This window comes from Skermanella mucosa (assembly GCF_016765655.2).
GTDB classification, from domain to species: Bacteria; Pseudomonadota; Alphaproteobacteria; order Azospirillales; family Azospirillaceae; genus Skermanella; species Skermanella mucosa.
This window is the reverse complement of the sequence record NZ_CP086106.1, coordinates 5,110,834-5,137,152: the sequence shown is the minus strand read 5'-3', so window position 1 is coordinate 5,137,152 and position 26,319 is coordinate 5,110,834. Positions and strand designations below refer to the sequence as shown.

21 protein-coding genes are annotated in these 26,319 nt (G+C 69.0%); 3 read left to right on the top strand and 18 right to left on the bottom strand.

The genetic code is table 11. The features are described from left to right. Window positions 1–42: 42 nt before the first annotated feature. Window positions 43–2,094: a ThiF family adenylyltransferase gene (locus JL100_RS23865; protein ID WP_202681843.1), complete on the top strand. Its 2,052-nt coding sequence runs from the start codon at window positions 43–45 to the stop codon at window positions 2,092–2,094. Window positions 2,095–2,129: 35 nt separating this feature from the next. Here the strand turns inward: JL100_RS23865 and JL100_RS23860 are convergent, their stop codons facing one another. The 13 genes from JL100_RS23860 to JL100_RS23800 all read right to left on the bottom strand — a co-directional run bounded on the left by JL100_RS23860 (window position 2,130) and on the right by JL100_RS23800 (window position 16,455). Further along, window positions 2,130–3,371 (bottom strand): BaiN/RdsA family NAD(P)/FAD-dependent oxidoreductase, encoded by a 1,242-nt coding sequence (locus tag JL100_RS23860; protein WP_202681844.1) that lies wholly within the window; start codon window positions 3,369–3,371, stop codon window positions 2,130–2,132. Then, on the bottom strand, window positions 3,368–4,666 hold the full coding sequence (locus JL100_RS23855; protein ID WP_202681845.1) for an ArnT family glycosyltransferase: 1,299 nt from the start codon (window positions 4,664–4,666) through the stop codon (window positions 3,368–3,370). Before JL100_RS23855 ends, JL100_RS23860 begins: the two co-directional genes overlap by 4 nt. A 4-nt stretch (window positions 4,667–4,670) precedes the next feature. After that, window positions 4,671–5,606 (bottom strand): S1 family peptidase, encoded by a 936-nt coding sequence (locus JL100_RS23850; RefSeq protein ID WP_202681846.1) that lies wholly within the window; start codon window positions 5,604–5,606, stop codon window positions 4,671–4,673. Continuing rightward, window positions 5,603–5,785: a hypothetical protein gene (locus tag JL100_RS23845; RefSeq protein ID WP_202681847.1), complete on the bottom strand. Its 183-nt coding sequence runs from the start codon at window positions 5,783–5,785 to the stop codon at window positions 5,603–5,605. The genes JL100_RS23850 and JL100_RS23845 overlap by 4 nt, the downstream gene beginning before the upstream one ends. Before the next feature lie 37 nt (window positions 5,786–5,822). Further along, window positions 5,823–7,367 (bottom strand): exosortase A, encoded by a 1,545-nt coding sequence (xrtA, locus tag JL100_RS23840; RefSeq protein WP_202681848.1) that lies wholly within the window; start codon window positions 7,365–7,367, stop codon window positions 5,823–5,825. Continuing rightward, window positions 7,364–8,635, bottom strand: coding sequence for a TIGR03087 family PEP-CTERM/XrtA system glycosyltransferase (locus JL100_RS23835; RefSeq protein ID WP_202681849.1), 1,272 nt, complete (start codon window positions 8,633–8,635; stop codon window positions 7,364–7,366). Before JL100_RS23835 ends, xrtA begins: the two co-directional genes overlap by 4 nt. Window positions 8,636–8,641: 6 nt before the next feature. Continuing rightward, a complete protein-coding gene (locus JL100_RS23830; protein WP_202681850.1) occupies window positions 8,642–9,682 on the bottom strand; it encodes a FemAB family XrtA/PEP-CTERM system-associated protein in 1,041 nt (346 codons plus the stop codon). Continuing rightward, on the bottom strand, window positions 9,679–10,578 hold the full coding sequence (locus JL100_RS23825) for an XrtA system polysaccharide deacetylase (protein ID WP_202681851.1): 900 nt from the start codon (window positions 10,576–10,578) through the stop codon (window positions 9,679–9,681). The genes JL100_RS23830 and JL100_RS23825 overlap by 4 nt, the downstream gene beginning before the upstream one ends. Beyond that, window positions 10,565–11,641, bottom strand: coding sequence for an XrtA/PEP-CTERM system-associated ATPase (locus JL100_RS23820; RefSeq protein WP_202681852.1), 1,077 nt, complete (start codon window positions 11,639–11,641; stop codon window positions 10,565–10,567). The genes JL100_RS23825 and JL100_RS23820 overlap by 14 nt, the downstream gene beginning before the upstream one ends. Beyond that, complete coding sequence (locus JL100_RS23815) at window positions 11,641–13,152, bottom strand: TIGR03016 family PEP-CTERM system-associated outer membrane protein (RefSeq protein WP_202681853.1); 1,512 nt, start codon at window positions 13,150–13,152, stop codon at window positions 11,641–11,643. Before JL100_RS23815 ends, JL100_RS23820 begins: the two co-directional genes overlap by 1 nt. After that, on the bottom strand, window positions 13,152–14,132 hold the full coding sequence (locus JL100_RS23810; RefSeq protein ID WP_202681854.1) for a P-loop NTPase: 981 nt from the start codon (window positions 14,130–14,132) through the stop codon (window positions 13,152–13,154). The genes JL100_RS23815 and JL100_RS23810 overlap by 1 nt, the downstream gene beginning before the upstream one ends. Window positions 14,133–14,189: 57 nt before the next feature. Continuing rightward, window positions 14,190–15,767 carry an XrtA system polysaccharide chain length determinant gene (locus JL100_RS23805; RefSeq protein WP_202681855.1) on the bottom strand — a complete coding sequence of 526 codons (1,578 nt, stop codon included), beginning with the start codon at window positions 15,765–15,767 and terminating at the stop codon, window positions 14,190–14,192. Window positions 15,768–15,837: 70 nt separating this feature from the next. Beyond that, entirely contained in the window at window positions 15,838–16,455 is a 618-nt protein-coding gene (locus JL100_RS23800; protein WP_228420867.1) for an XrtA/PEP-CTERM system exopolysaccharide export protein, read from the bottom strand. Window positions 16,456–16,823: 368 nt separating this feature from the next. Between JL100_RS23800 and JL100_RS23795 the strand changes: the two genes are divergently transcribed. Continuing rightward, window positions 16,824–17,744 carry an FkbM family methyltransferase gene (locus JL100_RS23795; RefSeq protein ID WP_202681857.1) on the top strand — a complete coding sequence of 307 codons (921 nt, stop codon included), beginning with the start codon at window positions 16,824–16,826 and terminating at the stop codon, window positions 17,742–17,744. Between the two features lie 44 nt (window positions 17,745–17,788). Here the strand turns inward: JL100_RS23795 and JL100_RS23790 are convergent, their stop codons facing one another. The 3 genes from JL100_RS23790 to JL100_RS23780 form a co-directional block, all read right to left on the bottom strand. Beyond that, window positions 17,789–18,535 (bottom strand): hypothetical protein, encoded by a 747-nt coding sequence (locus JL100_RS23790; protein ID WP_202681858.1) that lies wholly within the window; start codon window positions 18,533–18,535, stop codon window positions 17,789–17,791. A gap of 17 nt (window positions 18,536–18,552) precedes the next feature. Continuing rightward, window positions 18,553–18,999 carry a Panacea domain-containing protein gene (locus JL100_RS23785; RefSeq protein WP_202681859.1) on the bottom strand — a complete coding sequence of 149 codons (447 nt, stop codon included), beginning with the start codon at window positions 18,997–18,999 and terminating at the stop codon, window positions 18,553–18,555. 354 nt (window positions 19,000–19,353) lie between these two features. Beyond that, complete coding sequence (locus tag JL100_RS23780) at window positions 19,354–19,569, bottom strand: hypothetical protein (protein ID WP_202681860.1); 216 nt, start codon at window positions 19,567–19,569, stop codon at window positions 19,354–19,356. Between the two features lie 406 nt (window positions 19,570–19,975). On the opposite strand from JL100_RS23780, the gene JL100_RS23775 reads away from it, so the two are divergent. Further along, window positions 19,976–24,709: a carbohydrate-binding domain-containing protein gene (locus JL100_RS23775; RefSeq protein ID WP_228420866.1), complete on the top strand. Its 4,734-nt coding sequence runs from the start codon at window positions 19,976–19,978 to the stop codon at window positions 24,707–24,709. Window positions 24,710–24,733: 24 nt separating this feature from the next. On the opposite strand, the gene JL100_RS23770 is transcribed toward JL100_RS23775, so the two are convergent. Both JL100_RS23770 and JL100_RS23765 read right to left on the bottom strand, forming a co-directional pair. Further along, window positions 24,734–25,078, bottom strand: coding sequence for a hypothetical protein (locus tag JL100_RS23770; protein ID WP_202681861.1), 345 nt, complete (start codon window positions 25,076–25,078; stop codon window positions 24,734–24,736). A gap of 86 nt (window positions 25,079–25,164) precedes the next feature. Continuing rightward, on the bottom strand, window positions 25,165–26,265 hold the full coding sequence (locus JL100_RS23765) for a polysaccharide deacetylase family protein (protein WP_202681862.1): 1,101 nt from the start codon (window positions 26,263–26,265) through the stop codon (window positions 25,165–25,167). Window positions 26,266–26,319 lie beyond the last annotated feature (54 nt).

The following is a 26,319-nucleotide window of genomic DNA, read 5'->3' as shown; positions in this document are numbered from 1 at the left end:
TGATTGGCCGCCCGGGACGCGATTTTGAGGAACATGCCGACCATGACCATGCCCACGATGCCTGCGCGCGCGTTCGACTTCGATTATGACGAGGCATTCAGCCGCAACATCGGGTGGGTCACCGAGTGGGAGCAGCAGATCCTGCGCACCAAGCGGGTCGCCATCGCCGGCATGGGCGGCGTCGGCGGAGTCCACCTGCTGACGCTGGCGCGCCTGGGCATCGGTGCCTTCAACATCTCGGACATGGACGTCTTCGAGACGGTCAACTTCAACCGGCAGATCGGCGCCAGCACCGCCACGCTCGGCCGGCCGAAGGTCGACGTGATGGCCGGTATGGCGCGCGACATCAACCCGACCGCCGAGATCCGCCGTTTCCCGAATGGAATCAGCGACGACAACATCGACGAGTTCCTGGACGGCGTCGACCTCTTCATCGACGGCTTCGACTTCTTCGTCCTGGACGTGCGCGCCAAGGTGTTCGCCCGCTGCGCCGAGCTGGGCATCCCGGCGATCACGGCGGGGCCGATCGGCATGGGCACGGCCTATCTGGTCTTCATGCCCGGCGGCATGACCTTCGAGCAGTATTTCGGCCTGGAAGGCCAGCCGATCGAGCAGCAATACGTCAATTTCCTGGTCGGGCTGACGCCCCGCGGCCTGCACCGCTCCTATCTGGTCGATCCGTCCCGGCTGGACCTGGTCAACCAGCGCGGCCCCTCCACCGGCATGGCCTGCCAGATCTGCGCCGGCGTGACCGGGATCGAGGCACTCCGCATCCTGCTGAACCGCGGCGGCGTCAAGGCGGCCCCCTGGTTCCACCAGTTCGACGCCTATCGCGGGCGGTTCGTCAGCAAGAAGCTGCCGGGCGGCAGCCGGCATTTCGGCCAGCGGTTCAAGCAGAAACTGGGCATGCGCATGATGCAGGCGATCGCCCGCAACGCGCCCCAGGCCAAGCCGGAGCTGCGCGCCTCGGAGATCGAGCGGATCCTCGACCTCGCCCGCTGGGCGCCCAGCGGCGACAACAGCCAGCCCTGGCGCTTCCATATCGACGGCGACGACTCGGTGACCGTGCTGGTCCGGAACGAGGCCGGTGCCAACGTCTACGAATATGCCGACGGCCAGCCGACGCTGCTGTCGGTCGGCCATCTGCTGGAGACCATCGCCATCGCGGCGGCCCGGTTCGGCCGGCGGATGGAGTGGGCGCACGTGGAGGGAAAAAGCCGGACGGAGAGCCGGATCGAAGTCAGGCTGCCCAAGCAGCCGGGCATCCGGCCCGACCCGCTGGAAGGCTTCGTCAAGCTGCGGTCGGTCGACCGGACCGCCTACAAGCGCGACAGCCTGACGCAGGCGCAGAAGAACGCGCTGGCCGAGGCGCTGGGTCCCGACCTGACCCTCTCCTGGTTCGAGAGCCGGGGGGAGCGCTGGAAGTTCTCCCGCCTCAATGGGCTGGCCACCGACATCCGCCTGCGCTGCCGGGAGGCCTACGACGTCCACCGCCGGATGATCGACTGGGAGAACCCGTTCAGCCCGCACGGCCTGCCGTCCACTGCCATCGGCCTCGACGGGATGACCCGCAAGCTGATGCGCTGGGCCATGCAGGACTGGTCGCGGGTCGAGCGGATGAACCTGCTGGGGACGGGCGCCGCCAGCCTTCAGCTGGACATCCTGCCGGGAATGGCCTGCGCCGGGCATTTCACGATCGGCTGGAGCACCCCGCGGGCCGCCCGGCCGACGGCGGAGGAACTGCTGGCCGCCGGGCAGCGGCTGCAGCGCTTCTGGCTGACCGCCGCGAAGCTGGGCCTGGCCTTGCAGCCGAGCTTGGCGCCGCTCGCCTTCGCCAGCTACGCCGTGACGGGCACGCGGTTCACGGAAGCGCCGAAGCTGATCGCCAAGGCGGAAAAGCTGGCGGTCGAGCTGGGTCGGGTGTCCGGCCACGAGGTCGACTCGCTGGTCTTCATGGGCCGCATCGGCCGTCCCAGGACGACGCGGCCGGCCAGCCGCTCCCACCGCAGGCCGCTGGACGAGCTGATCGTCGGCGACGACCGCCGGACGGACGGGAATGATCGGCAGGACCAGGATGTCGCCCGCAGCGCCTGAACGGCAGGAAGGTTCCGGGGCTCAGGCGTCGGGGCTCAGGCTGGGGGTTGCCGGCCCAGGTGGGCGAGGACGCCGTGGGCGGCGGCCGCGCCGCTGCTGAGGGAAGCCTGGAGCAGATAGCCGCCGGTCGGCGCTTCCCAGTCCAGCATCTCCCCGGCGGCGAACAGGCCGGGCAGGCGCCGCAGCATCAGGTCGCCGGTAAGCTCGTCCAGGTCGATGCCGCCGGCGGAGGAGATCGCGCGCTCGATCGGCTTGATGCCGGTCAGGCGGAGCGGCAGCGCCTTGACCAGCCGGGCAATGTCGGCCGGCCCGGCATCGGCTCCGGCGGCGCCGCGCAGCAGGCCGGGCAGGGGACCTGTCAAATTCACCGACTTGCGCAGCCAGGTGGACCAGGATTCCGACCCCCTCGGCCGCCGCAGCCGGTCGCGCACCTGTTCGGGGGAAAGCTGCGGCCGCAGGTCGATCGTCAGGCGGGCCGAGCCGTGGCGCTCGATCGCGTCGCGCAGCGGTGCGCCCAGGGCGTAGACGGCGCCGCCCTCGATCCCCGTGCGGGTCAGGATCAGCTCGCCCCGGACCGTGCGGCCCTCGAAGCTAAGCGCCAGGTTCTTCAGCGGCTCCCCCTCGTGCCGAGCGATGAAGCCCGGCTCCCAGGCGACGTCGAAGCCGCAGTTGGCCGGCCGCAAGGGACGCACCGCGATGCCGCGGGCTTCCAGGATGCCGGTCCAGCCGCCGTCGGAGCCGAGCCGGGGCCAGCTCGCCCCGCCCAGCGCCAGGACGACCGCATCCGCCTGGACGGGCCGGGGAGCGCCGTCGGGACCCCGGACCAACGCCCGCCCTGCCTCGTCGAAGCCGAGCCAGCGGTGGCGCGTATGCACGGCGACCCCGAGGGCGCCGAGGCGCCGCAGCCAGGCGCGGAGCAGCGGCGACGCCTTGAACTGCACCGGGAACACCCGCCCGCTGCTGCCCACGAAGGTCTCGACGCCGAGGCCGGCGGCCCATTCGCGCAGGTCGGCGGGCGAGAAGATCTCCAGCCAGCGCCGCACGGTCGGCGCCCGGTCGCCGTAGCGGGGCAGGAAGTCCTCCAACGGTTCCGAATGGGTCAGGTTGAGGCCGCCGCGCCCGGCCAGCAGGAACTTGCGCCCGACCGAGGGCATGGCGTCGAACAGCTCGACGCCGACGCCCGCCTCCGCCAGGACGGTGGCCGCCATCAGGCCGGCCGGGCCGCCGCCGATGACTGCCACCCTTGCGGCGGCTTCCGTGGAACCGGCGGCGCTCATGCTTTTTTCCCGAACCTCGTTCCCGACCGGGGCATCGTCCGAAGCAGGCCGGCCGCCAGCGATACCGCGAGCAGCGCATGGAGCGGCAGCAGCGGCAGGTTGAACCGGGGCTCCCCGAAGAAGACGCCGGCGATGGCGGCGAAATAGCCGATCGGGACGAAGGCCGCCAGCGCCGCGTCGCGCGGGCGGAGCGCCCAGGGGAACAGGAACGGAAACAGGAAAGCCGGCACCACCAGGACCCAGTGCCATAGCGCCGCGAGCGGCGTGACGGCCGCGACCAGGGCGCCGATGTCCTGGCCGTTGCGCCGGGCGCCGATCTCGGCCTGTTCCAGGGGCAGCGGGTCGAACCGGAAGAACTGGTCCAGCTTGTAGGGCACGCGGAGCAGGGCCTGCGCTGGATTCTCCCGGATATAGGAGAGGGCCGCCTCGTTCAGCCGGCGGTCCAGGGCGATCTCGTCGGGGATCGGCTCCAGGATGTCCAGACCTTCCGTCGCCGCGGTGAATTCGGGCGGGGCCGGCCACATGTAGTTGCCCCAGCGGTTCCAGGGATTGTTGCCCATGAACAGGTTGAAGCCGCCGTTGGTCGAGACCAGCACCGGCTCGCCCAGGACCAGGGCGTTGCGGAGTGTCCAGGGCGCTATCACGGTCAGGCAGGCGGCGTGCAGCACCAGCCCCGCCGCCACGGCGCGGCGCAGGCCAGTCCGGCGCAGCACGTAGGCCGCCGCGATCACGCAGGCCGGCAGCAGCAGCGCCTGGGTCTTGACCAGCGCCGCCAGGCCGAAGCAGAGGCCGGCGAGGGCCGGCCTCCGCCAGCCGGGCCGGTCCAGCGCCGCGAGCAGCGCGTCCAGGCCGGCCAGCAGCAGGGCCATGAACAGCAGTTCGGCATAGAGCAGCTCGGTGTAGAAGATCAGCGTCGGCGACAGCACCGCCAGCACCAGCGCCGCCCGGGCCGCCGTCTCCGACCCCGTCGCGCGCCGCGCGATGCGGAACAGGAAGAACAGCGCCGCCGCCGACAGCACGAGGTTGGCGGCCTTGGCGACCTCGACGCCGGGGCCGAACAAGGCGAACAGGCCGGCCAGGAACGCCGGGTACCCGACCGGCCAGAACGCCGTCGGCTGCCCCCCGACCGAGTAGCCCTCGCCGTCCAGCAGGCCCGCGGCGCGCTGGAAATACCAGAGCTGGTCGCTCATCGGGGCGGCGTCGACCGCCGCCATCCAGCCGATCCGGGTGCCCAGGAACAGCACCGCCACGGCGACCAGGAAGCCGGCGCTTCCGCCCGTCAGGTCGCGGCGCACGGCGTCAGTTCCAGCATTCGACGCGGGCGGAGTAGGCGCCGGCGCGCTCCAGCAGGTCGTCGCCGGACAGTTCGGGGCCGCGCGCACGGGTGGCGTAGGAGATGTTCCGGGGCGCCAGGAAGCGGAAGATCGTCTCGTTGGTGACGGCCTGGGCCACGTCGTCGACGAACCGGCCGGTCTCGCGGAAGGTCGTCACCTCGTCCACCTTGCTGCGGATCATGCCGATCACCCTGCCGGTCCCGTCCAGGACCGGGCTGCCGCTGTGGCCGGCGCGGATGCGGCCCTCGACCGAGAATTCGGTCCCGCCGCCGGCGAAATCGGAGGTGACCTGGGCCGGCCACGCCTCCACCGCGGTTCGGCTGGGCACGACGGTGGCGGCGCCCAGCGCCGGGTAGCCCACCACCGAGGCGTCGATGCCCCGGCTGCGGCCGGGCGCCGGGTCGAAGCGGGCGAACCGCTTCGGCTTCGCCTTGGCCTGGAGCACCGCCAGGTCCATGCCCTGGTCGGAGGCGACCACGCTGGCCGGCTTCCGCCCGCCCTCGACCGTCGAGACGGTCAGCGCGGCGCAGTGAGCCACCACGTGGAAGCCGGTCAGCACCTGCCCCTGGCCGTTGATGAAGAAGCCGGAGCCGGCGCTGCGGATCTCCACCCTGTCGTCCGGCCGGGAACGGCGGTCGCCGACGATCTGCGCCCGCTGGCGTTGGGCCCGCGCGCTCGCCAGGGCGGCGGCCTCGGCCTCGTCGATGATCCTGCCGCGGCATTCCGCCGGAGCCACCCGAAGGATCAGGTCCCGGGCCGGCTCGTGGCAGATCACCACCGGCGGCGGCGTCTCCGCCCGGGCGGCGTTCGGGAGGGCGCCGGGGGCGGCAAGGCCGGCGCAGCCGCCCAGCGCGGGCGCCAGCGCCGTCAGCAGCGCCGCTCCCGTGATGCGCCTCCTCACCGCGGGCGCCGGCGCTTGCGGGCGGTCTGCCCGTTCCGGTCCGGCCGATCCCTGTCCGGGTGATGCATGGCGAGCAGCCCGGTGGTCTTGCCGCCGTCCGGGACCTTGTCGTTCATCACGGCCCAGCCGACGATGACCACGACGCCGATCAGCGAGAACAGGAACAGCAGGCTATCCATAAGACCTCATAGGGGGGACCTCATCGAGGGGAGAACGTCATCGCGCGGCGGCCTGCTCCAGGTATGGCTCCAGCGCGAAAGCCCCGAGGAACCGCGCGGCGTCCTCCGGCCGCTCGACCGACAGGGCGACCAGGGCCGCGGCGGGACGGATGCCGAGCAGGGTGGCGACGCTCTGGTACAACTTGGCCTCATACGGGCTCGCCGTGAAGCGTCCGCCGACCCAGTACCACGAAAGCACCAGCCGCTGGCGCTGCCCGCGCACCATCCGGTCTAGCCGGGCGGGCGGCATGCCGCCGACGCCCTCGACCGTGCGGCTCTCCACCCGCGTCCAGCCGTCCCCCTCCAGCCGGTTTGCGTAATAGACCACTTCCGACCCCTGCCGCTGGTAGGCGTAATGGGCGACGAACAGCTCGGCGGACCGGCCTTCCGGGCTCCGGAATCCCGCCAGCGCCGTACGGTCGGCGCCGGGGAACGCCGGCCGCCAGTCGGTCGGCGGGGCGGCGGTCCAGCCGGCCACGGCCGGGGCCGGAAGCGCGGCCGGAGCGGGCGGGACCTCCTGCGGACCCATCACCGTCCAGGCATAGGCCGGACCCGCCAGCACCACCAGGACCGCCGGCAGCGCCAGCGGCAGGCGCCAGGACCAGCCCCGGCGAACCCCGGCGGACGGCATCGAGAGGTCGCGCGGGAAGTCGCCAAGGCGGCGGTCGGCGAAGCTGTTGCCGATCGCGAGCAGCAGGATCATCACGAAGGAGAAGAAGATCCAGCCATAGACCAGGTGGTCCACGCCGGCCGCCAGCCTGCCGTCGGTCAGGTGGGCGATCAGGATGATGCCGAACGCCCGGAAGCCGTTGGCGATGATCGGCAGGGCGAAGCCGATGCCCAGGAACAGCCAGAACTTCCAGCGCCTGGCATAGGCCAGATGGGCGAACAGGGCCGAGATCACCAGGTTGGCGATCAGGAAGCGGATGCCGGCGCAGGCCTCGGCGACCCGGAACAGGCCGTTGGGGATCTCGATCATGATCCCGTCGTGGAACACCGGGATGCCGATCAGGCGCAGCAGCCCCACCGCGAAGACGGCGGTGAAGTCCTGGAGCGGCGGGATCAGCGCGTCGCCCACGGGCACCATGAAGAACAGGAAGGCCAGCGGGAAGGCGACAAGCCGGGCCACCGCGCGGCCGAACAGGAAGACGAACAGCGCGACCAGCATGCCGACCAGCGCCGTCTCCTCCACCGCCAGCACGTCGCCGGCCCGGCCGAGCAGCCAGGCGAGCATCATCCCGGCCAGGGCGACCAGCCCCAGCGGCTCCAGCCGGGGCGTCAGCCGGCGCAGCCCGTCCCGGCGCAGCCACATCAGGTACAGGCTGGTCGGCAGCACCAGGAAACCATGGTTGTAGGTGACGTTGGTCCACCAGGTATGAACCATGGCTCCGGCCACGTCGTGGAGCAGCGCCACCAGCAGCGCCGCCATCCCGGCGAAGCAGGCGATCGCGCGCGGCCAGGCCGGGTCGGCCGGAGCCGTCGCGGCGGCGGCGTAGTAGCCGCCGTCCAGGCCGGGACTGTCCATGTCGGTCCGCTGGGTCATGCCCGCTCCTCGCAGGAACGGTCGAGGGAGCAGGGCGCGTCCAGCGAGGCGGGGGACACCGCAGGCGCCCGCTCGATGATGCCGTCGAGCGGCGCCAGGCGGCGTTCCCAGGTGTAGCCGTCCGCCAGCAGGCACCGCCCGCGGGCTCCCAGCGCCGCGGCTTCGGACGGATTCTCGATCAGCCGGCAGGCCTGCGCCGCCAGCCCGGCGGCGTCGTCGCCGACCAGAAGGTGGGCGTCCCGCGCGGCGTCGATCCCCTCGTGGGCCTGGGGCGTGGCGACCACCGGGCGGCCCATCGCCATGGCCTCAAGCACCTTGTTCTGGATGCCGCGCGCGATCCGCAGCGGCGCCACCGCCAGGGCCGCGTGGGCGACATAGGGGCGGACGTCGGGAACGCGGCCGGTCACGATCACGCCCGGCTGCCCGGCCAGCCGCCTGACCGCGGGGTCGGGCTTCGCCCCGACGATGGCGAACCGCGCCTCCGGGTGCTTCGCCCGGATCGCCGGCAGCACCTCCGCCGCGAACCAGCGCACGGCATCCACGTTGGCCCGATAGTCCATCATGCCGGTGAAGACCAGCACCGGCCCGCCCGGCGGGTAGGGGTCGGCATGGTCCCGGCTGGGGTCGAAATAATCCAGGTCCACCCCGTTGCCCAGGCCGTGGACCCGTTCCGCCGCGACACCCGGCTGCCGGCGGAACAGGTCGGCCTCGGCCTCGCTGACGAACAGGCCGGCGGACGCGCGGGCGGCGATGGCGACCTCCGCCCGGCCGAGCAGCCGGGCCTCCCGCCCGTGGATCCAGCGCATCGGCGCCCGGCCGCTCAGGGCGTACTGGCGCCACTTGTCGCTGTCCAGGTCGATGAAATCGACGATCCGCCGGCCCCGGAAATCCTCGGCCGCCTCGGCGAAGGGTGCCATGGAGGAGGAGAAGACGAACTGCACGGCGACGGCGCGGGCGGCGTGGGTCGCACTCACCCACTCCGTCAGCCCGGCGTCGCGGAAATAGGCGAAGGTCAGCGCCTCCCCGGTCGCCAGCCCGCGCAGGCTGCCCAGCTTGGCCAGCGCCGGGTCGAGCCGGGCGAAATGGCAGCTCGCGCACAGCGCCCGCAGCACCGGCTCGTGGGCCCGGTCCTCGGGATCGTCCACGAAGCAGCCGAGATGGACGCGGTAGCGTTCCGCCAAGTGGCGCAGCAGGTGCCACGAGCGGATCTTGTCGCCCTTGTTCGGCGGATAGGGGATGCGGTGGGCCAGGAACAGCAGGTCTTTCATGGCGGCTCAGCCGATCTGGCGGGCGATCACGGGACCCATCAGGTTGGCGACCGGCAGCGGCAGGCGCTTCCAGGTCTCCACCATCGCGCGGTATTTGGGGTTGAGCGGGTTGACCTCGGGCAGCGCGCGCCCGCGCACCAGATGGAACTGGTAGTGCAACGCCCGGGGCTCGAACCCCCAGCCCAGCTTGTAGTCGAACGCCCCGGTCCCGCGCTTGCTGCGGCCGAAGTCGAACAGCCGGGCGCCTCGCTCCGTCGCCCTGTCCATCAGCGACCAGTACATGAAGTCGTAGGCGTGCTCGGTCCGCGCTTCCGGCAGGCCGCCCGCGAAATAGGGGCAGACCGTGTCGCGGAAATGGAACGCCATCACCGCCGAGACCGGGCCGGAGGCGCCGTGGACCACCGCCAGCTCGACCGCGTCGCCGAACTCCTCCGCGATGGCGGCGAAGAAGCGGCGCGGATAGACCGGCGTGCCCAGGTTGCGGACGCTTGTGCCGTAGATCCGGTAGAACGCGTCGAGCAGGCCCGGCCCGACCTGCTGGCGCAGGCCGCCGCGGATGCTGCGCCGAAGCTCCTGCCGTTTCTGCTGGGGCAGGGTTCCCCAGGTCACCCCGATATCGGCGTCGAGCGGACGGCGGAACGCGGCGTAGAGCTCCGACTTCACGGCCCAGCCGATCGGCAGCGCGTCCACGTGGCGCAGCTCCACATGATCGACCCCCAGCCGGGCGCCCAGCTCGGCGGCGTCCCCGGCCAGCGCCTGGATCGCGGCGGGGTCCGAGGACGCGATTCCGCCGAAGGTGCAGAACCCGGTACCGATCAGCGCGTTGCCGAACAGCGGGCTTTTCACATGGACCAGCGGCAGCACCCCGACGATCCGGCCGCCGCGGCTGGCGTAGCGGAAATATGTCGGGTGCCCGTAGCTCCGCCCGATCACGCGCGCCCATCCGGCGCGGTGGAAGAACGTGGCCTCCGGCGACTCGGCGACGAAGGCTTCCCACGCCGGCTCCGTCGCCGGGTCCAGCGCCCCGACCTCGACCATCGCCGTCATTCCGCCGCCGCCCTTGGCAACCGGGAATCCGGCGACAGGACCGTCCGGTAGACATGGTCGATGCGGTCCCACCGGAAGTCGGCCAGCAGGCGCTTCAGCTTGGCTTCCATGACGGACAGGTTGGTGTAGTGGCGCAGCCGGGAGCGCAGCGGCGCCGGGCTGATGCGCGGCTGGCCGGGATCGATCTCCCAGGGGTGGAAATAGAAGGTCACGGGCCGGCCTTCGGTCCGGTTGACCCTGCCGATCGCATGGGACGACCAGCGGTAGGGCAGCAGGCGGAAGAAGCCGCCGCCGGCGCAGGACAGCCGCCGGCCCCTGAGGTCCACCGTGCCGACCGGGATCTCCGCCAGGTCGCGGCCCGCGGCCGGCGCGAAGGGGAAGCGGGGGGCGTCGGGCACGCCGTAATGGTCGTGGCGGATCGGGTGGATGCTGGAGCTGTAGCGGTATCCCGCCTCGGCCAGCTCGTCGAACGCCCACCAGGTGCCGCGGTCGATGGAGAAGCTGGCGGCGCGGTACCCGGTCACCGCCTGGCCCGACTGGTCCTCCAGCAGCTTGCGGGTTCGCGTCACGTCGGCGCTGAACTCCGCCGGGGTCTGCTCGCCGACGCGCCGATGCTCCCAGCCGTGGCTCGCCACCTCGTGGCCGGCGTCGGCGATGGCCCGGACCAGCGACGGGTCGCGCCGGGCGACGCAGCCCAGCGTGAAGAAGGTGGCGCGCACGCCGGCCCCGGCGAACAGGTCCAGGACGCGCCGCGTGTTGTCGCCGACCCGCGACGGGAATCCGTCCCACCGGGCGCGGTCGACCGAGCCGGCGAAGGCGGAGACCTGGTAATAATCCTCCACGTCCACCGACATGGCGTTGACGATAGGGTGGGTGGCGGCGTCACGTACGGTCATCGCCGTCCTCCCTCGCGATCCGGCCGGCCGATCCGTTCCAGCCCGGGCCGGCCGCGTTCACCGCGAGGTAGCCCATCGCCGTCTCCAGCAGGTGGCGCAGAGTCCGATCGTGGGAATTGACCGTCTCGGTCAGCCTTTCCAGCCGGCCCAGCCGCTCGTCCAGGCTCGCCAGCAGGGTCGCCACCTCGCCGGAGGCGGCCGTTCCCGCCGGGGCGGCGGCCCTTCTCCCGGAGCCGCCGGCGGACGCCTCGGTCACCTCGGTGTTCAGGTCGGCCACCACGGCCTCGACCGAGGGCGCGTCGATCGCGTGGAGCCCCTCCAGCGCCCCGAACAGCAGCAGGCGGCTGCACAGGGTGTTGATGCGCCGCGGGATGCCGCCCGTGTGCCGATGGATCAGCGCGAAGGCCTCGGCGTCGATCGCGGGATCGTCGCTCCACCCGACCAGGCGCAGCCGGTGCCGGACATAGTCGGCGGTCTCGTCCTCCGACAGCGGGCCGAGATGGTAGGAGGCGATCACCCGCTGGCGGAACTGCTCCAGCGCCGGGTCGGCCAGCACGTCCTTGAACTGCGGCTGCCCGACCAGGAAGCTCTGGAACAGCGACCCGCCCTCGACCGTGAAGTTCGACAGCATGCGCAGCTCCTCGATGGTCTGGAGCGGCAGGTTCTGGGCCTCGTCGACCACCAGCAGGACCCGGCGTCCGGCTCGGTGCTGGGACAGCAGGAAACTCTCGAAGGCGCGCAGCAGCCCCGCCTTGTCGGCGGTCCGGGGCGTCACCCCGAAGGCCGACAGGATCATGCGGACCACGTCGTCGGCGTCGATGTTGCTGGTCACGATCTGCGCCGCCAGGAACCGCTTCCGGTCCAGTTCGGCGAACAGCTGGCTGACCAGGGTCGTCTTGCCGGCTCCGATGTCGCCGGTCACCACGATGAAGCCCTCGTCCTGCTGCAATCCGTACCTCAGGTACGACAGGGCCTTGTCGTGGTTCCGGCTCGGGAAGAAGAACCGGTGGTCAGGCCCCAGCTTGAAGGGCGACCCGGTCAGGTTGTAGAAATCCTCGAACATCAGAACACGATCCGTACGCCAAAGGTCAGGGAGTTCTCGGTGTATTCGTCGGCCTCGTCGTCGGCGACGCGCTGGGTGCGGCCGAGCGCCACGCTTCCGAGAACGTCCTTGGCGAGGGAATGGGTCAGCGCGATGCGGGCGCTGAAGGTATCGCTCTCGGGCGCCGCGGGACCCAGGACGCCGGCGGCCGGGGTGGCGGCCCCGGACGCCGTGTCGTCGTTCTCGGTGCGGCGCCAGCCGACTCCGGTGAACAGGTTGGTCTCAGGCGACAGCCGCCGGGTCCAGCCCAGGCGGGCCGACAGGTAGCGCTCGTCCGGGCGGATGTCGTACTCGCGCTCCTCCGCCGTGCCGGCCAGGGTGACGGTGTTGCGGTCGTAGTTGCCGACCAGGGAGGTCTGGAACCGGCTGGCGATGAAGGCTTCGGTGCGCAGGCCGAAGCCAGGATCGGTGTCGGTGATGTCCACCGGCAGGTTGGTGACCGGATCGATCAGCTGCCCCGACGGGTCCACCGCGAGCTGGAAGCTGCTGAACTGGCGCTGGGTCGTCTCCAGCACATGGACGTAGCCCGCCTGGAAAGTCAGGCGCGGCGTGATCCGGTAGGTCAGGGAGCCGTTGTAGTCGGGTTCGCCGTAGCGCTCGCCGTAGGTCACCCGCAACTCGGTGCGCGGCCCCGGACGGGTCAGGAAGCCGACGTACCAGATCGGCCCGTCGGGATCGTCGTTCAGCGAATTGGTGTCGATCGTCTCGTATCCGCCCGAGCCGAGCAGGAAGAAACGGCGGGAAACCGCGTACTGCCCGTTCAGCCGGTAGGTCGAGCGCTCGATGTCGCCGGTCCGGCTTTCCGAGTCGGTATTCTCGTACTCCGCGATGGCGTCGAGCGCCACCCGCGAGAACACGGGGCCGGTGGAGAGGCGCGCCCGGGCCTCGCTGGTCGTGCTGTCGCCGACCTCGTCCCTGCCCACGAAGGTGTAGGAATAGCGGTAGCGCAGCTCGCTCTCGGCGACATTGCCGAAGCGGTTCAGCAGGTAGGGGCTGATCGAGCCGCCGACGACCTGGGTCCGGTTGCCGCGCCCGACCGACGCATTGGTCGAGGTCCTGCCGCCGGGGTCGATCAGCGGCTGGCTGGCCGATCCGGTGACATCGACGAACAGCATGTCCTCGACCAGCTCGGCGGTGCCGAAGCCGATGAAGTCGTTGCGGACGTCGACCTCGGTTTCCTTCGACAGGGTGGTGTCCAGGGTCAGCCGGTAGTCGAAGATGAAATCGGCCCGGCCGCCTTCTCCGCGCACGTTGACTCCGGCGAAGGGCGACAGGATCAGGGCCGCGTCCGCCCGGTCGTCCGGCTCCAGGTCGACGTTGTCGGTGATCGTGACGTCGAATCCGGCGCTCCGCTGCGCCTGGATGTTGGCGGCCCGGGCAGGGAGGACGGACGCGGGTCCCAGGGCCTGGGTGAAGGCCAGCAGCGCGGCGGCGGGAAGCAGCGCCCGCCGACGTTCCGTTCGGTAAGTCATCAGGCCTTCTCTTCGGCGGCGGCGGAATCCCCGGATTTGCCGTGGCCGCGCCGGCCGTAGCGCCCCTTTTCGTAGCCGCCGTAGTAGGAGCCGAAATGCTCGCTGGTCTTGCCGGCGGCCGACTTGTTCAGGATCAGGTTGACGTTGTCGCAGGGTTCCAGCAGGTCCAGGGCGTGCTGCACCTGGGAATGGGCGGTCCGGTTCGCCTCGACCACCAGCAGGACCTGGTCGACGATGTGGGACAGCACGACCGGCTCGGTGGTGGCGAGCACCGGCGGCGCGTCGAGGATCACGATCCGGTTGCGCTGGGACCGCGCCAGCCGGTCGATCAGCTCCTTCATGGCGGGGCTGCTGTAGAGGTCGGTGGCGGACGGCACCTCTCCGCCCGACGGCAGGATGGTCAGCCGCATCCGCCGGTCGCGCAGCAGGACCTCCGACGGGTCCAGGCCCGGCTCCAGCAGCAGGTCGGACAGGCCGCGCGACGGCGGCAGCCCCAGCATCCGCAGGATGCTCGGCCGCATCGCGTCGGCGTCGATCAGCAGCACGTCGAAATGCTCGTCGGCCACGAAGCTGAGCGCCAGGTTGAGCGAGATGAAGCTCTTTCCCTCCCCGGGCACGGCGCTGGTCACCATCACCAGGTTGGTGCGCCCCTCGGCTTCGGCCTCCATCGGGTTCAGCTTCTGGATCAGCCGCCGCTTGAGCAGCCGCATCTCCTCAGCCAGCCGCGACCGGCGGTCGCCCGGATTGATCATGCCCATCTCGCGCAGCCGAGCCGGATCTATGGTGATCTCGACGGCCTCGCTGGCCTCCCACGGCGGGGGCGCCGCCGGAGCCAACCGCGGGGCCGGGCCGGCGACCGGTTCGGTCCCCGGCGACTCGACGATGTTGCCGCGCCGGGCCGCGCTCGACTGCTGCACCGCTCTGTGGATCAGGTCCATGTTCGTCGCCTTGCCCTGTTGGAGCTTCTCTTGATAGCCCATCTCCGGGCATCCCCCGGCTTCGCCGGGATCGAACGGTCTTGCGGCATCCGCCGGGGATCAGGTCTCGCCACGCTCGAACAGGCCGCCGGCCAGGCCCGACAGCGTCGGCTTCGGCGCTCCCGGCTGGTACAGCATCATCAGGCCGGCGAACACGACCAGCAGCACCGCCACCGACCCGCCCAGGGCCGACACCTCCAGCAGCCGCCAGCGGCTGCGGTGGGGCGACTCGACCATGCTGACGTTGCCCAGCACGGGCAGGTTGAAGGTATCCCGAAGCGAATTGACGTTGGTGAAGCTGTCCTTCAGCTGGATCAGCACGAACACGACGCCCAGGGCCGCCGCGAAAGCCGCCGCCAGGACGCCGCCGAACAGCAGGATCCGGTTAGGCCCGCTCGGCCGGTTGGGCACCACCGGCGGATCGATCACGCGGAAATCGACGTTGGTGGTCTGGCTGTCCAGCCGTTCCGCCATCCGGATCGACTCGCGCCGTTCGATCAGCTGCTCGTAGTTCTCTCGGAGCACGCCGTAGTCGCGATTCATCTGGGCGAGCTGAAGCTCGACCGCGGGAACCTCGTTCTGCCGGGCGCGCAGGTCGGCCAGTTCCTCGTTGCGCAGCTCCAGCCGGCGGTTCAGGCCTCCGATCTCGGAGTCGAGGCGCTGGATCTCCGATTCCAGTTGCTGGCGCATCGGGTTGGGGACCGAGCTGGAGGAGGACTGCCGGCGGACATCCGCCTCGGCCTGCTGGATCATGCGGCGGAGATTGGCGACCGACGGGTTCTGCTCGGTGTAGCGCAGCCGCATGTCGGTGAGCTGCTGGCGGAGCTGCTCCAGCCGCTGGCCGGCCGGCGTCGCCGCCAGGGCCGCCGCAGCCTGGGCGGCGTCGGCCCCGGCCAGCGTCTCCGGCGTCGCGGCGAGCTGGGCGCGCAGCTGGTCGCGCTGCCAGGTCGTCGACTGGAGCTGGTTCTCGAGCTGGCGGATGTCGAACTCGGTCGTCTGGAGCCGGCCGTTGACGACGTCCTTGTAGCGCAGCTCCTCCGCGTTGATCCGGCGGAAGTCCGATACGGCGGCCTCCGAGTCCCTCAGCCGTTTCTCATAATCGGCGATCTGGGTATCGACGAAGCGCCGGGTCCGCTCGATGTCGCGCCGGTTGTCACCGACATTCTGCTCGACGAAGATCTGGAGGATGGACTGCACGACCGAATGGGCCAGCTTCGGGTCGCTGTCCTCGAACTGGATGCTGAAGATCTGGCGGCCTTCGCCGAAGAACCTGATCCGCTGCTCCAGGTTGGTCAGCAGCGCCTCGCGCGCACCTTCGCTGTCGACCGTCAGGTCCAGGTCGGTCAGCCGCAGCAGCTGCTCCAGGTTGGGCCGGGAGATCAGCGTGCGCCGCATGATCTCGACCTGCTGCTCCACGTCGGGCCGGACGGTCATGCCCTTCATCAGCGGGTTCAGCAGGCTCTGGGTATCGACATAGACGCGCGCGCCGGCGCTGTAACTGTCCGGGAGCTTGGCCACGACCAGCCAGCCGGCCAGGCTGACCAGCCAGACGATGCCGACCACCCACCAGCGCCGCGCCCACGTCTCGGAGGCGTAGTGGCGGAGCAGGTCTTTGAGGTTGAAGGTCAGGTCATTCATGTGAACCGTCCGGTTTCTCCTGGCGTTCCGGGTCGGGAAGGCCCCGGCACCGGCTGCCCCAGAACCAGCTTCAGAACCAGCTTTGCGGAATGATGATCACATCTCCGGGCAGCACCGGCACGTTCGCCCGGATGTCGCCGTCGCGCAGCAGGTCGTCCAGTCGCACGTTGAAGGTGGCCTTCTCCGAACCCGCGCCGCCGCCGCGCGCCAGCACCGCCCGGTTGCCCGAGGCGAACTCGGTCAGGCCGCCGACCTCGATCATGACGTCGAGCATCGTCATGTTGGCGCGGTAGGGGATGGCGCGGGGCTGGATCGCCTCGCCGACGACCCGGACCTGCTGGTCGAACGGGCCGGCGAAGCCGCTGACGATCACCGTCACCAGCGGGTCCTGGACATAGACCTTCAGCTTCTCCTCGACATCCCGGGCGAGCTGGGTCGGCGTCTTGCCCGTCGCCTCCAGGTCCTCGATCAGCGGTGTCGAGATCCGGCCGTCGGGACGCACCGGGACGGTCACGGAGAATTCCGGGCTCTGCCACACGTAGATCTGGATCGTGTCGAGCGGCCCGATGCGATAATCCGGCGTGGTCGGTTGCTGGACCTGGACGCTGCCGGGGGCCGGCGGGTTGTCGGCGGACGAGCAGGCCGTCAGGCCGGCCACGGCCAGGAACGCCGACGCGAATGCCGTCACCAGATTTATCGGCCGACCGCGAAAACGGCGCGAGATCATTCCTCCACCCCACTTACCCCTTTAGAACTGACGGCTTTTTAGGCGAATTGCCGAGTTCCCGCCCTAAAACGATAGAAAAACAATCATCTAAGCAAGTGCTTTTCAACGGTCTGTACGGGCAACCACTAAAGGGCTAAGCGTGACCGGTCGGACTGGCGTACCGGTTCTTCCGTAACATCGCACCGATTTCGTCAAGGGTGTGTCCGACCGGTTCGGAATTACTTGGCCGACACCCCTTTCGATCCGTGCTACACCCTTTCCGGCCTTTCGGCAGGCTGCGGGCTTCGCTATCAGGTCGGCGTGCCGAAAACATGCCATGGGATGCCGTGATGAAGAGCCTCGCCGATCGTGTCAAGCTGGCGATCCTGTCGTCGTCCTTCCTGCGCTACCATTGCCGGTTCGACATCGCGGACGGCGTCGCTGGCTTGAAGGTCCCGGTGATCGACGGCCAGGGGCTAGGCAACCTGACCCTGCACGAACCGATCGTCGAGCGGATGATCGCGCGGCTGCTCGACCTGCGCCCGGGCTGTTTCGTGGACGTGGGCGCCAATTTCGGCCAGACGCTGCTGAAGGTCGCCCGCCACGACCGCGAACGCGCCTATGTCGGGTTCGAGGTGCAGCCCCTGTGCCTGCACTATCTCGACCAGCTCGTCTCGATCAATCGGCTCGACACGTTCAAGATCCTGCCGATCGGGCTGTCGGACGCCGACCGCTTCGCCACCATGACCAGCGAGCATCCGGGCGACCCGCGCGCCACCACGGTCCAGGGCTTCTGGCCGCCGGACTGGCAGCCCCACGCGCGCCTCGTCCCCCTGCGGGTCGGAGACGCCGTGATCGAGGAACTGGGCCTGGACGACGTGGGCATCCTGAAAGTCGACGTCGAGGGCGCCGAGGCCGACGTGCTGGACGGCCTGGAGCGCACCGTGCGGCGCCACCGCCCCTACGTCCTGATCGAGATACTGCCCTACACGGTCGATCCGATCGGCCGCGACGGCCCGGTGGCGGCCGGGATCCGGGACCGGCGCGCCGCCGCGGTCGAGCGGCTGCTGCGCCAGAACGCGGACCGGGGCTACCGCTCGTTCCGGATGATGCCTGACGCCGGATTGCTGGAAACGACCGATTACGACGTGCCCTACCATCCCGACAATTGCAACTACCTGTTCGTGCCGGAAGAGCGGGTCGCGGAGGCGACGGGTAGCGGCGAGTCCGCCCCCGGGCGGGCACGGGAGGAGGCCCTGTCCCACCGGTGAGCCCGGAAGGCGTCAGGCCGGCATCGTGGCGTCGCCGATCAAGGTCATCGATCATTGAACTCCGGCATCGGAGCAGCCTTGGCGGGCACGCCGGACTCGAAGATCGCGGTCCGAATCCGGTCGTTGATCTGCTTGATCTTGGTGTTGAGTTCCGAAAGATCGTCAAGGACGACGTGTTCGAAACCGCTGTCCGTCCGTTTCAGATATTGCACCTGAAGGGGACCGCGAACGCCGCCGGGATTGGCGATGATCACCTGCGTGGCGACCAGCATCGCCAGCACCACCGCGTCGTCCACCCGCAATTCCTTGATGTCGCAAGCGACCTGAAGAAAGGACATGGCGGGGTCGGCGATCTTCTTGCCCGTCCCCATCGCCACATAAAACGTCCCTCTGGAGTAGTGGGTCGGAATGAACTGCCCGCCGAAGGTGACCAATTCGATGCGCCCATTGATTTCGAAAGCCAGCATGACGGAGGCGCTGCCATGCATCGCGTCTTTCCGGCGCTTTTCAAAATAGCCTTGGAGATCGCCACTGATCATGTCCGCCAATTCCAGACCGTCGGGCGCTTCCTTCATCCAGGTGTCCAAGAGGCCTTCGATCCGACGCCGGATACGCTCGGCCAGCGAATAATCGCCCGCATAGGCAAAGATCGCGTGGTCGTTCAGCTTGTGGACCTTGGGTCCGCGCATTTCCGAAGTCGCGCCGTCCTGCTCCGGACCGCCGGTCGTCAGGGCGCTGTCGGTGACGATCACGGCGCCGTCCACGCAATACATCCCGATAGCGACCGTCATGATGCCGTCACTCGAACTCAAATCCGGGAGCGATAGATGCTGTTGGCGCGCATATCCGGATACTTTTCATAAACCGCTTCCACGATCTGATCGAAAGAACTGCTCAACGCCCATGGCACCAACCGGTCGATATAGTCCCGCACCGGTCCCGGCAGACGGCCTTGCGCCATCCGACCCCGCGCAGCACCGTCTTCGGTCAGGTGATATTCCCGATAATCCACACCGATCTGGCCGCGCGTGATCACGCATCCCTGTAAGGACAGTCCATCCAGCGTGTCATAGACCGTTCGGTCGAAGGGGCCGAAATTGTAGGGCCGGAAATCGAATTTCCGGCCTCCGATCATGTCGGCGCAATTCTGATCGATCAGGAAGAACAGCTTTTGGACGTGAATGGGCTGGTACCACGCGGCGGGCTGACTGGCGAGGGTCGCCAGAACCAACTCCTCCCGAGTCAGGGTCGTCATGGAATTTCTCTCCGGCGGATCGGCGGCAAACGTCTATTGCCAGTGATTCCGCACATTGCATCGACATTTCCCAGATAGACCGCCCATCTGTCCCTCCGGTCGCGCAATATACCCCTTCCGATAGTGTGCGGGAAGCGTTTGCTGCGCCCTTTGTCGGCCGGAACCTTGCGGACCGTGGTCGTTCCAGCTTTTGAATCCCGCTTTCCGGGGCACCGCCAGACCGTTCAGCAACAGGTTGGACGCACGTCGCCTGTCGGGAGCCATCGTCGAACCGCTCGGTGGCCGTCAGTATCGTGCGGCGGACCAGCGGTTCTGGTCGGCCTCGGTCGGGTAGGTCGGCGTCGTTCCGGCTGCTTACCTGCCGACCTTGATCGGGCTGCTGACAGCCGCCTGCGGCGTGAAGTCGCAATCCAGTTCCCGTGCGCCTGACAGCGCCGCCTCGCCGGCTTCGACAGCGGCGGCCTCGTGCGGTCGAATTGGCCTGGAGCGGTACCCGATCAGGTTGACCCGACCGGGCCAGCCGGACCGATGCGTTGGGCCGCAGCCCCAGCAACGATCGACGATCCGCATCACCTTCGCCCTGCATCGAACCTTAGGTTGGGCCGTGGCCCAACGCATCACGGCCAGCGGAACGCGGGCGAGGCGATTCCACGCCGCCGGTGACCCTATCGAAGGTTGCGGCCTGAAGAGTGCGGTGATCCCAGCCGAAGTCCCTCCGGTTCGACTTTACTTCGAAATTGCACGGAATCAGCGCGTAAAGCTGTATGACAAAATGCGGTAATTACCGGAGTAAATCAATACAGATAAGGACACAAAAGGGACTACATAATTAACTTTGTATACACCATGTACAACAGGTTACGATTTTAAAGTACTAATGCTTTTACTGATCATTAAGTCCGTGCGAATAGCCTTGGATTGACTTGAGGCGCTTGCGATGCGCCGCAGCAAAGTTTTCATCCAAGGTATCCGTATCATGACTGCTCAATTGGCTGGCCAGACCCTCGTCGGCACCGGTGGCGACAATGTCCTCACCGGTGGCCAGGGCAACGACACGATCTGGGGCGACGGGACGCCGGCGACGGTGACCGAGCCTTTCAGCCTGCGCGTCAAGGCGTCGGCGGACCTCTACCAGGGGGCGCCGAAGATGCGGGTCTGGGCCGACAAGGTCTTCCTGGGCGAAGTCACGGTCACGGCGGTCCACGGCGACGGTGCCTGGCAGGAGTTCGCGTTCTCGCGGCTGGGCCTGTCCAGCGCCTCCCGGATCCGGATCGAATATGTCAACGACCTGGGCGGCTCATCGGCCGGCAAGGACCGCAATCTCTGGATCGACAGCATCGAGGTGAACGGCGTGACGCTGACGCCGGACCAGTCGGTCTATGACCGGGGCACCAAGGTCCAGGCCGGCCAGTCCGGCATGATGTGGGGCGGCGCCCTGGTGTTCGATACCGCCAAGTATCCGGCTGTCCGGTCCCCCGCCTGGCTCCGCAGCGGCGACGACGTCCTGAAGGGCGGCGACGGCGACGATCTGCTCCACGGCGGCACCGGCGGCAACGTCCTGGAGGGCGGCGCCGGGATCGACACGGCCGGTTATCTTTTCGATCGCGCCGATTATGCCGTGACCGCCGAGACCGACGGCACGGTCACCGTGACCGGCCGCGGATCGAGCGATCGGCTGGACGGGATCGAGAAGCTGAAGTTCGCCGACGGCACCGTCGATCTCAAGGACCTGGTGCCCGTCGCGGCGCCGGATCACGCCGACACGAAGGAGGGAACCCCGGTCGTCATCGACGTGTTGGCCGACGACACGGTGCCCGCCGGGGAGAGCATGCACCTGACGGGCGTGGGGCAGCCCGCCAACGGCATGGTTACCATCAATGCCGACGGGACGCTGACCTATATCCCGAAGGATTATTGGAGCGGCCGGGATAGTTTTACCTACAGCTTGAGCGACGGGAAGAACGGCACCACCACAGGTACCGTGTCCGTCGAGGTCTCGGCCGTGGCGGACAGACCCCTGCTCTCCGTCGCCGGCACCCTTCGAGCCGAAGTGAAGCCCACGGAGCCGACAGCAGTGCCCATCGATATTTCCGCGAACCTGATCGACTTTGACGGTTCCGAAAACCTTACGGTGATGATCAGCGAGGTCCCGCAAGGGGTCACCTTCACCGCGGGCGCGCGCGACGACGACGGCAACTGGATCCTTCAGCCGGCCGACCTGGCCGGGCTCCAGATGATCCTGCCGGCCGCCTTCTCCGACAGCTTCGCGCTGACCGTCGCGGCCCAGTCGGTCGAGGCGTCCAGCCACGACTCCGCCGCGACCTACAAGACGGTGGACGTCCAGCTCGCCAGGGCCGCCGGCACGGACATCGTCGTGCGCGCCTCCGGCGACAGCTACAAGGGCGCGCCGACCTTCAGCCTCTTCGTGGACGGCCAGAAGATCGGCCAGACCGCCTCGGTGCAGGCGTCCCACAAGCTCGGCCAGTGGCAGGACATCGTCTTCAAGCTCCCCGCAGGCGCCGATCCGCGCAAGGTGGAGGTCCGCTACGACAACGACCAGGGTGACTCCGGCGGCGACCGCAACCTCTACGTCCAGTATATCGATGTGCTCGGCACCCGGCTGGAGCCGGAGCAGGCCAGGTACGAGCGCTATTCCAAGCCCGCGATCAAGGGCCAGGAAGCCCTGCTGTGGGGCGGCACGCTGATCTTCGCGACCGGCACCGCGGCGCCGGACCCCGTTGTCCCCGGTCCTGGCCCCGGAAGCGGCAGCGGCGGGTCCGGCGGCTCGGGTTCCGGCACGATCACCGTCAAGGCCTCGGGCGATGTCGCCGGCGGGGTTCCGCCGCAGTTCGACCTGTATGTCGACGGCATGAAGATCGGGGCGACCACGCCGGTCACGGCGTCGCACGCCAACGGGCAATGGCAGACCTACGGCTTCACGCCCCCGTCCGGCACGACGGCCCAGAGCAAGATTGAGCTGCGCTACACCAACGACAGCTCGTCCCAGGGCGACCGCAACCTGTATGTCGACTATATCGAGGTCAACGGCACCCGGCTCCAGGCCGAGGACGCGGTCTATTCACGCACCGGCCTGACCACGATCACGGGGGCCGAGGCCCTGAAATGGGGCGGCGCCCTTGTGTTCAACGGCGCCCCGGTGGCGATCGTCCCGGCGGTGATCCAGGTGAAGGCCACCGGCCCGGTGGTCAAGGCGCCCGACCTGGCCGAACCCGCCAAGGCGGGGGAGATCGTGGCGCTCCAGCTGCAGAACGACGGCGACAAGGCCGAACCCGCCGGCGAGGTCAGTTTCGGCCATGTCTTCAAGCAGGGCGACCTGGGGCCGGGCAAGTACCTGGTGGCCGTGATCAACGGGCGCGAGGTGCCGGTCCAGCTCGATGTCAAGGCGACCCACGAGGACGGCTCGGTCCGCCACGCCATCGTGACCGTGGCGCAGCCGGCGCTGGCCGCCGGGGCCAAGGTGGACCTGATGCTCAAGGCGGCATCGGCGCCGCCGGCCGGGGCCGCCATCAGGCCGGCCGACATCCTCGACGAGGGCTACGACGTCGACGTGGTCCTGAACCTGAAGAACGCCGACGGGACCGTCACGAAGTTCACCGTCGATGCCGCCGCCGAGCTGGCGAAGGCCGCCGCGGCCGGCACCCTGACGACCTGGATGAGCGGCCCGCTGGCGAGCGAGTACCGGCTGGTCAAGCAGATCAACGACCATCTCGGCGTCACCCTGGACATCCGCGCCTTCAAGGACGGCAGCGTCCGGACCGACGTGACCCTGGGCGTCGAAAGCTCCTACACGCCCGGCGTCCAGAATTTCTACAATTACGACATCCAGGTGCTCGACCACGGCACGGTGGCCTACGCCAAGACCGACATCGCCCATTACCGGAACACCCGCTGGCACAAGGAGATCTGGTCGGGCGACGAGCCGGACATCCACGTCGCCTACGACGTGGGCTATCTCCAGGCGACCGGTGCCGTGCCCTCGATCGACAGCTCCCTGGGCGTGCTCGCCGGCAGCATTCCCCTGCCGTCGGGGGCGAACACGGAGCCCCTGGGCAACGCGATGATCTACAAGAAGATGTCCGACGTCGGCGGGCGCGGCGACATCGGCATCATGCCGGTCTGGAACGCCCGCTACCTGGCGAGCCAGGACGCGGAAGCCATGAAGACCATGCTGGCCAACGCCGACGCGGCCGGCAGCATCCCGTGGCACTACCGGGACGAGGAGACCGGCGAGTACCTGCGCATCGACCAGCATCCGAAGCTGTGGATGGACGGCCGGACCAACTGGGCCGAGTTCGGTTCCGACGGGCTGACCAACGGCTTCGCCAGGGGCACCGCGGTCGGCTGGGAGATGGACACCGCCCACCAGCCGGCGCTCAGCTATCTGCCCTACCTGGTTACCGGGTCGCAGTACTATCTGGACGAGCTGCTGGCCCAGACCTCCTACAGCATCGGGGCGTACGCTCCCCACTACCGCGGCTACGGCGAGGGCTTCCTGGACTTCGACCAGGTGCGCGGCCGGGCCTGGACGTGGCGCAACATGAACGACACCGCCTACATCACGCCCGACGACCACGAGATGAAGACCTATTTCGTCGACATGCTGGAAAGCAACCTGGACAACCTGGTGGAGCGGTACATCACCAAGGGCGCCATGGACAAGTACGGCGAGATCGAGGGCTTCTTCCGCCACGACATGTGGCCCGACGGCGACCTGCTGGTCTGGCAGTCCGACTTCGTGGCCCTGGTCCTCGGCTCGATCGCGGAGCGCGGCAGCGCGCAGGCCGCCGAACTGCTGAAATGGATGGACGGCTTCACGTCGGGGCGCTTCATCCATGGCGACGACGGGTTCGACCCGCGTTTCGGGGCGGCCTACGTCCTCAAGGTCAACGCGCCGGCGAACGGGCCGGTCTACACGACCTGGTCCGACCTCTTCAAAGGCAGCTTCGGCTCCTCCCCGTCGGTCCCGGCCGAAGGCATCATGGGCACGCCGACGTCGCCCTACGGCTATGCCGCCAACGCCAAGGCGGCGGTCGCCGCGATCTTCAGCGCGATCCAGTCGCCCGACGCGATGGAGGCCTTCGGCTTCCTGACCAAGTCCATCGTGCAGGCCAAGGGCGCCCCGTCCTTCTATTACGACCCGACCTGGAACGTGGCGCCCAAGCTGTCCGACGGAAGCTACCTGACCTTCGACAATATCCGCATCACCAGCTCGTCGGGCAAGCAGACCCTGACCGGGTCGGACAAGAACGAACTGATCCACGGATCGCTGGGCGACGACACCGTCACGGGCGGCAAGGGGATCGACATCCTGTTCGGCGCGGAGGGCGACGACATCCTGAAGGGCGGGGCCGGCGACGATTTCCTTTATGGCGGGACCGGCAACGACCGCCTCTCGGGCGGCCCGGGCGACGATTACCTGAAGGGCAATTCCGGCGACGACACCTTCGTGTTCGACTCGGAGGCGGGCGGGCGCAACCGGATCGGGGACTTCAACGAGCACGGGGCCGACATCCTGGAGATCGCCGCCGACCTGAACGGCAACGGCCTTCGCACGGCCGCCCAGGTGATCGGGACCGCGACCCACGATGCCGACGGCAACGCCGTGCTCCACCTGGGGAGCGGCATCGAGATCATCCTGCTGGGCCTGTCGGCCAGCGAGCTGAAGGCCGACATGATCCACATGACCTGAAGAAGGGGGCTTGCCCCCTCCGCGTCACTCCGTATAGGGCGTGATGAACTGGGCCGGCTCGATCCAGCCGAAGCTCTTGAGCTGGTCGCCTCGGAAGACGCATTCGAACGTGACCGGCACCGGCTCGCGGAAACCGTCCCCGCCCTCGATCGTGCCCCTGACCTGGATCATCCGGGTCGGGAACAGGGCCTGGGTGCCGGCCTCGGGAAGGAATTCGATGCGGGCGTTCCGGACCGGCTGCCAGGGCCACACCGACGGCGGCAGCTCGGCGCAGGCCTGGGCGGCCGACGTCTCGGGAAACAGGGTCGTGCAGCCGCCGGCCGCCAGGGTGGCGGTCGCGAGGAAGGCGGCGGTGAGGAGAGGACGCATGGTTGTGAACCCTGATTGCCAGTCTGTACGCTAACCCGGATCACCATGGCGCAACCCCGGGCGGGCGTCCACTGGCCAATCGTGGGTCAGCCGCTCGACGAGCACTGCCGGGCCGCCGGGCGGACCGAGGGCGCCCGGTTCGGCTGTTCGTCGCGAGCCAGTCCGGCGTGCCGCTTCAGGAGATCGCGCACCGACAGGGGATCGCCGGCGGTCCCGCCCAGCTCCCCGAAGAACCTTTCGCAGAAGCCTTCCACCCGGTCCATGAAGACGTCGAGGTCGCGCCGGGTCCGCACATAGGGCGTGTTTCCCGGCACCAGGGACGGGCTGTGGTAGGACAGCATGAAGATGCGCTGGCCGCGCCGGATCATCGCGCGGACCAGGGCCATGTGCTGTGCCGGCGGCACCCCTTCCGGGGTCAGGATGATCCGGTCGATCAGCCCCAGGCGCGACAGCACGCCGGGTATCCGGCAGGCCTGGGCCACCGGCGACTCGAGCGCCCCTTCCAGGCCGGGACCCTGGCCGGACAGCAGGCCGACATAGCCCCGGGTCAGCGGCAGCTCCAGCAGCCGGCCCGGCGGGCCGATCCAGTAGGGCTGCGGCTCGACGCGCCGGAAATCGGGACCGTGATGCACCCGGAGATCCGCTCCCGGGACGGCGCTCAGGTCGATGCAGTATCCCAGGTCGGCGAGCGTCCGGAAGGTGCGCGGGCCGAGCCCGTAGCGGCCGGCCTTGTAGATCCGCGGCGTCAGCCCCAGCCCGTCCTCGATCGCGCGGGTCAGCGCCTCCAGCTTGGCCCGTTCCAGGTCGGGCGGCAGGTTGCCGGGGAACGAGTTGCGCTCGGAGATTTCCTCGTCGAACGGCGGGTTGACCCAGGGGTGGAGCTGGGTCCCGATCAGGCAGGCGTCGTCCTTCAGCAGGTCGCGGAGCGGTTCGAGTCCGTCGCGCTGGCTCGCCACGGGGTAATCGACGACGTAGGTGGGACGGATGCCGAACTTGTCGAAGATTCGGTGCATGGGACCCTGGGCCGCCATGGAACGGACGCTGCGCTGATCACGGGAGAAAGGGGCCGACCAGTCGAACTCCTCCTCCGCATCCACCACCACCAGCAGGATCGGGGGAAGTTCGGGCGGAGCCTTGATTGGATTCCAGTCGTCCTCGAACAGGACTTTTTGCTTTTCCGCCCGCATGTTCCCGCGTTCGTCTGAGTTGTGTGCCTGATTTAGCCGGCCACCGCCGGCCCG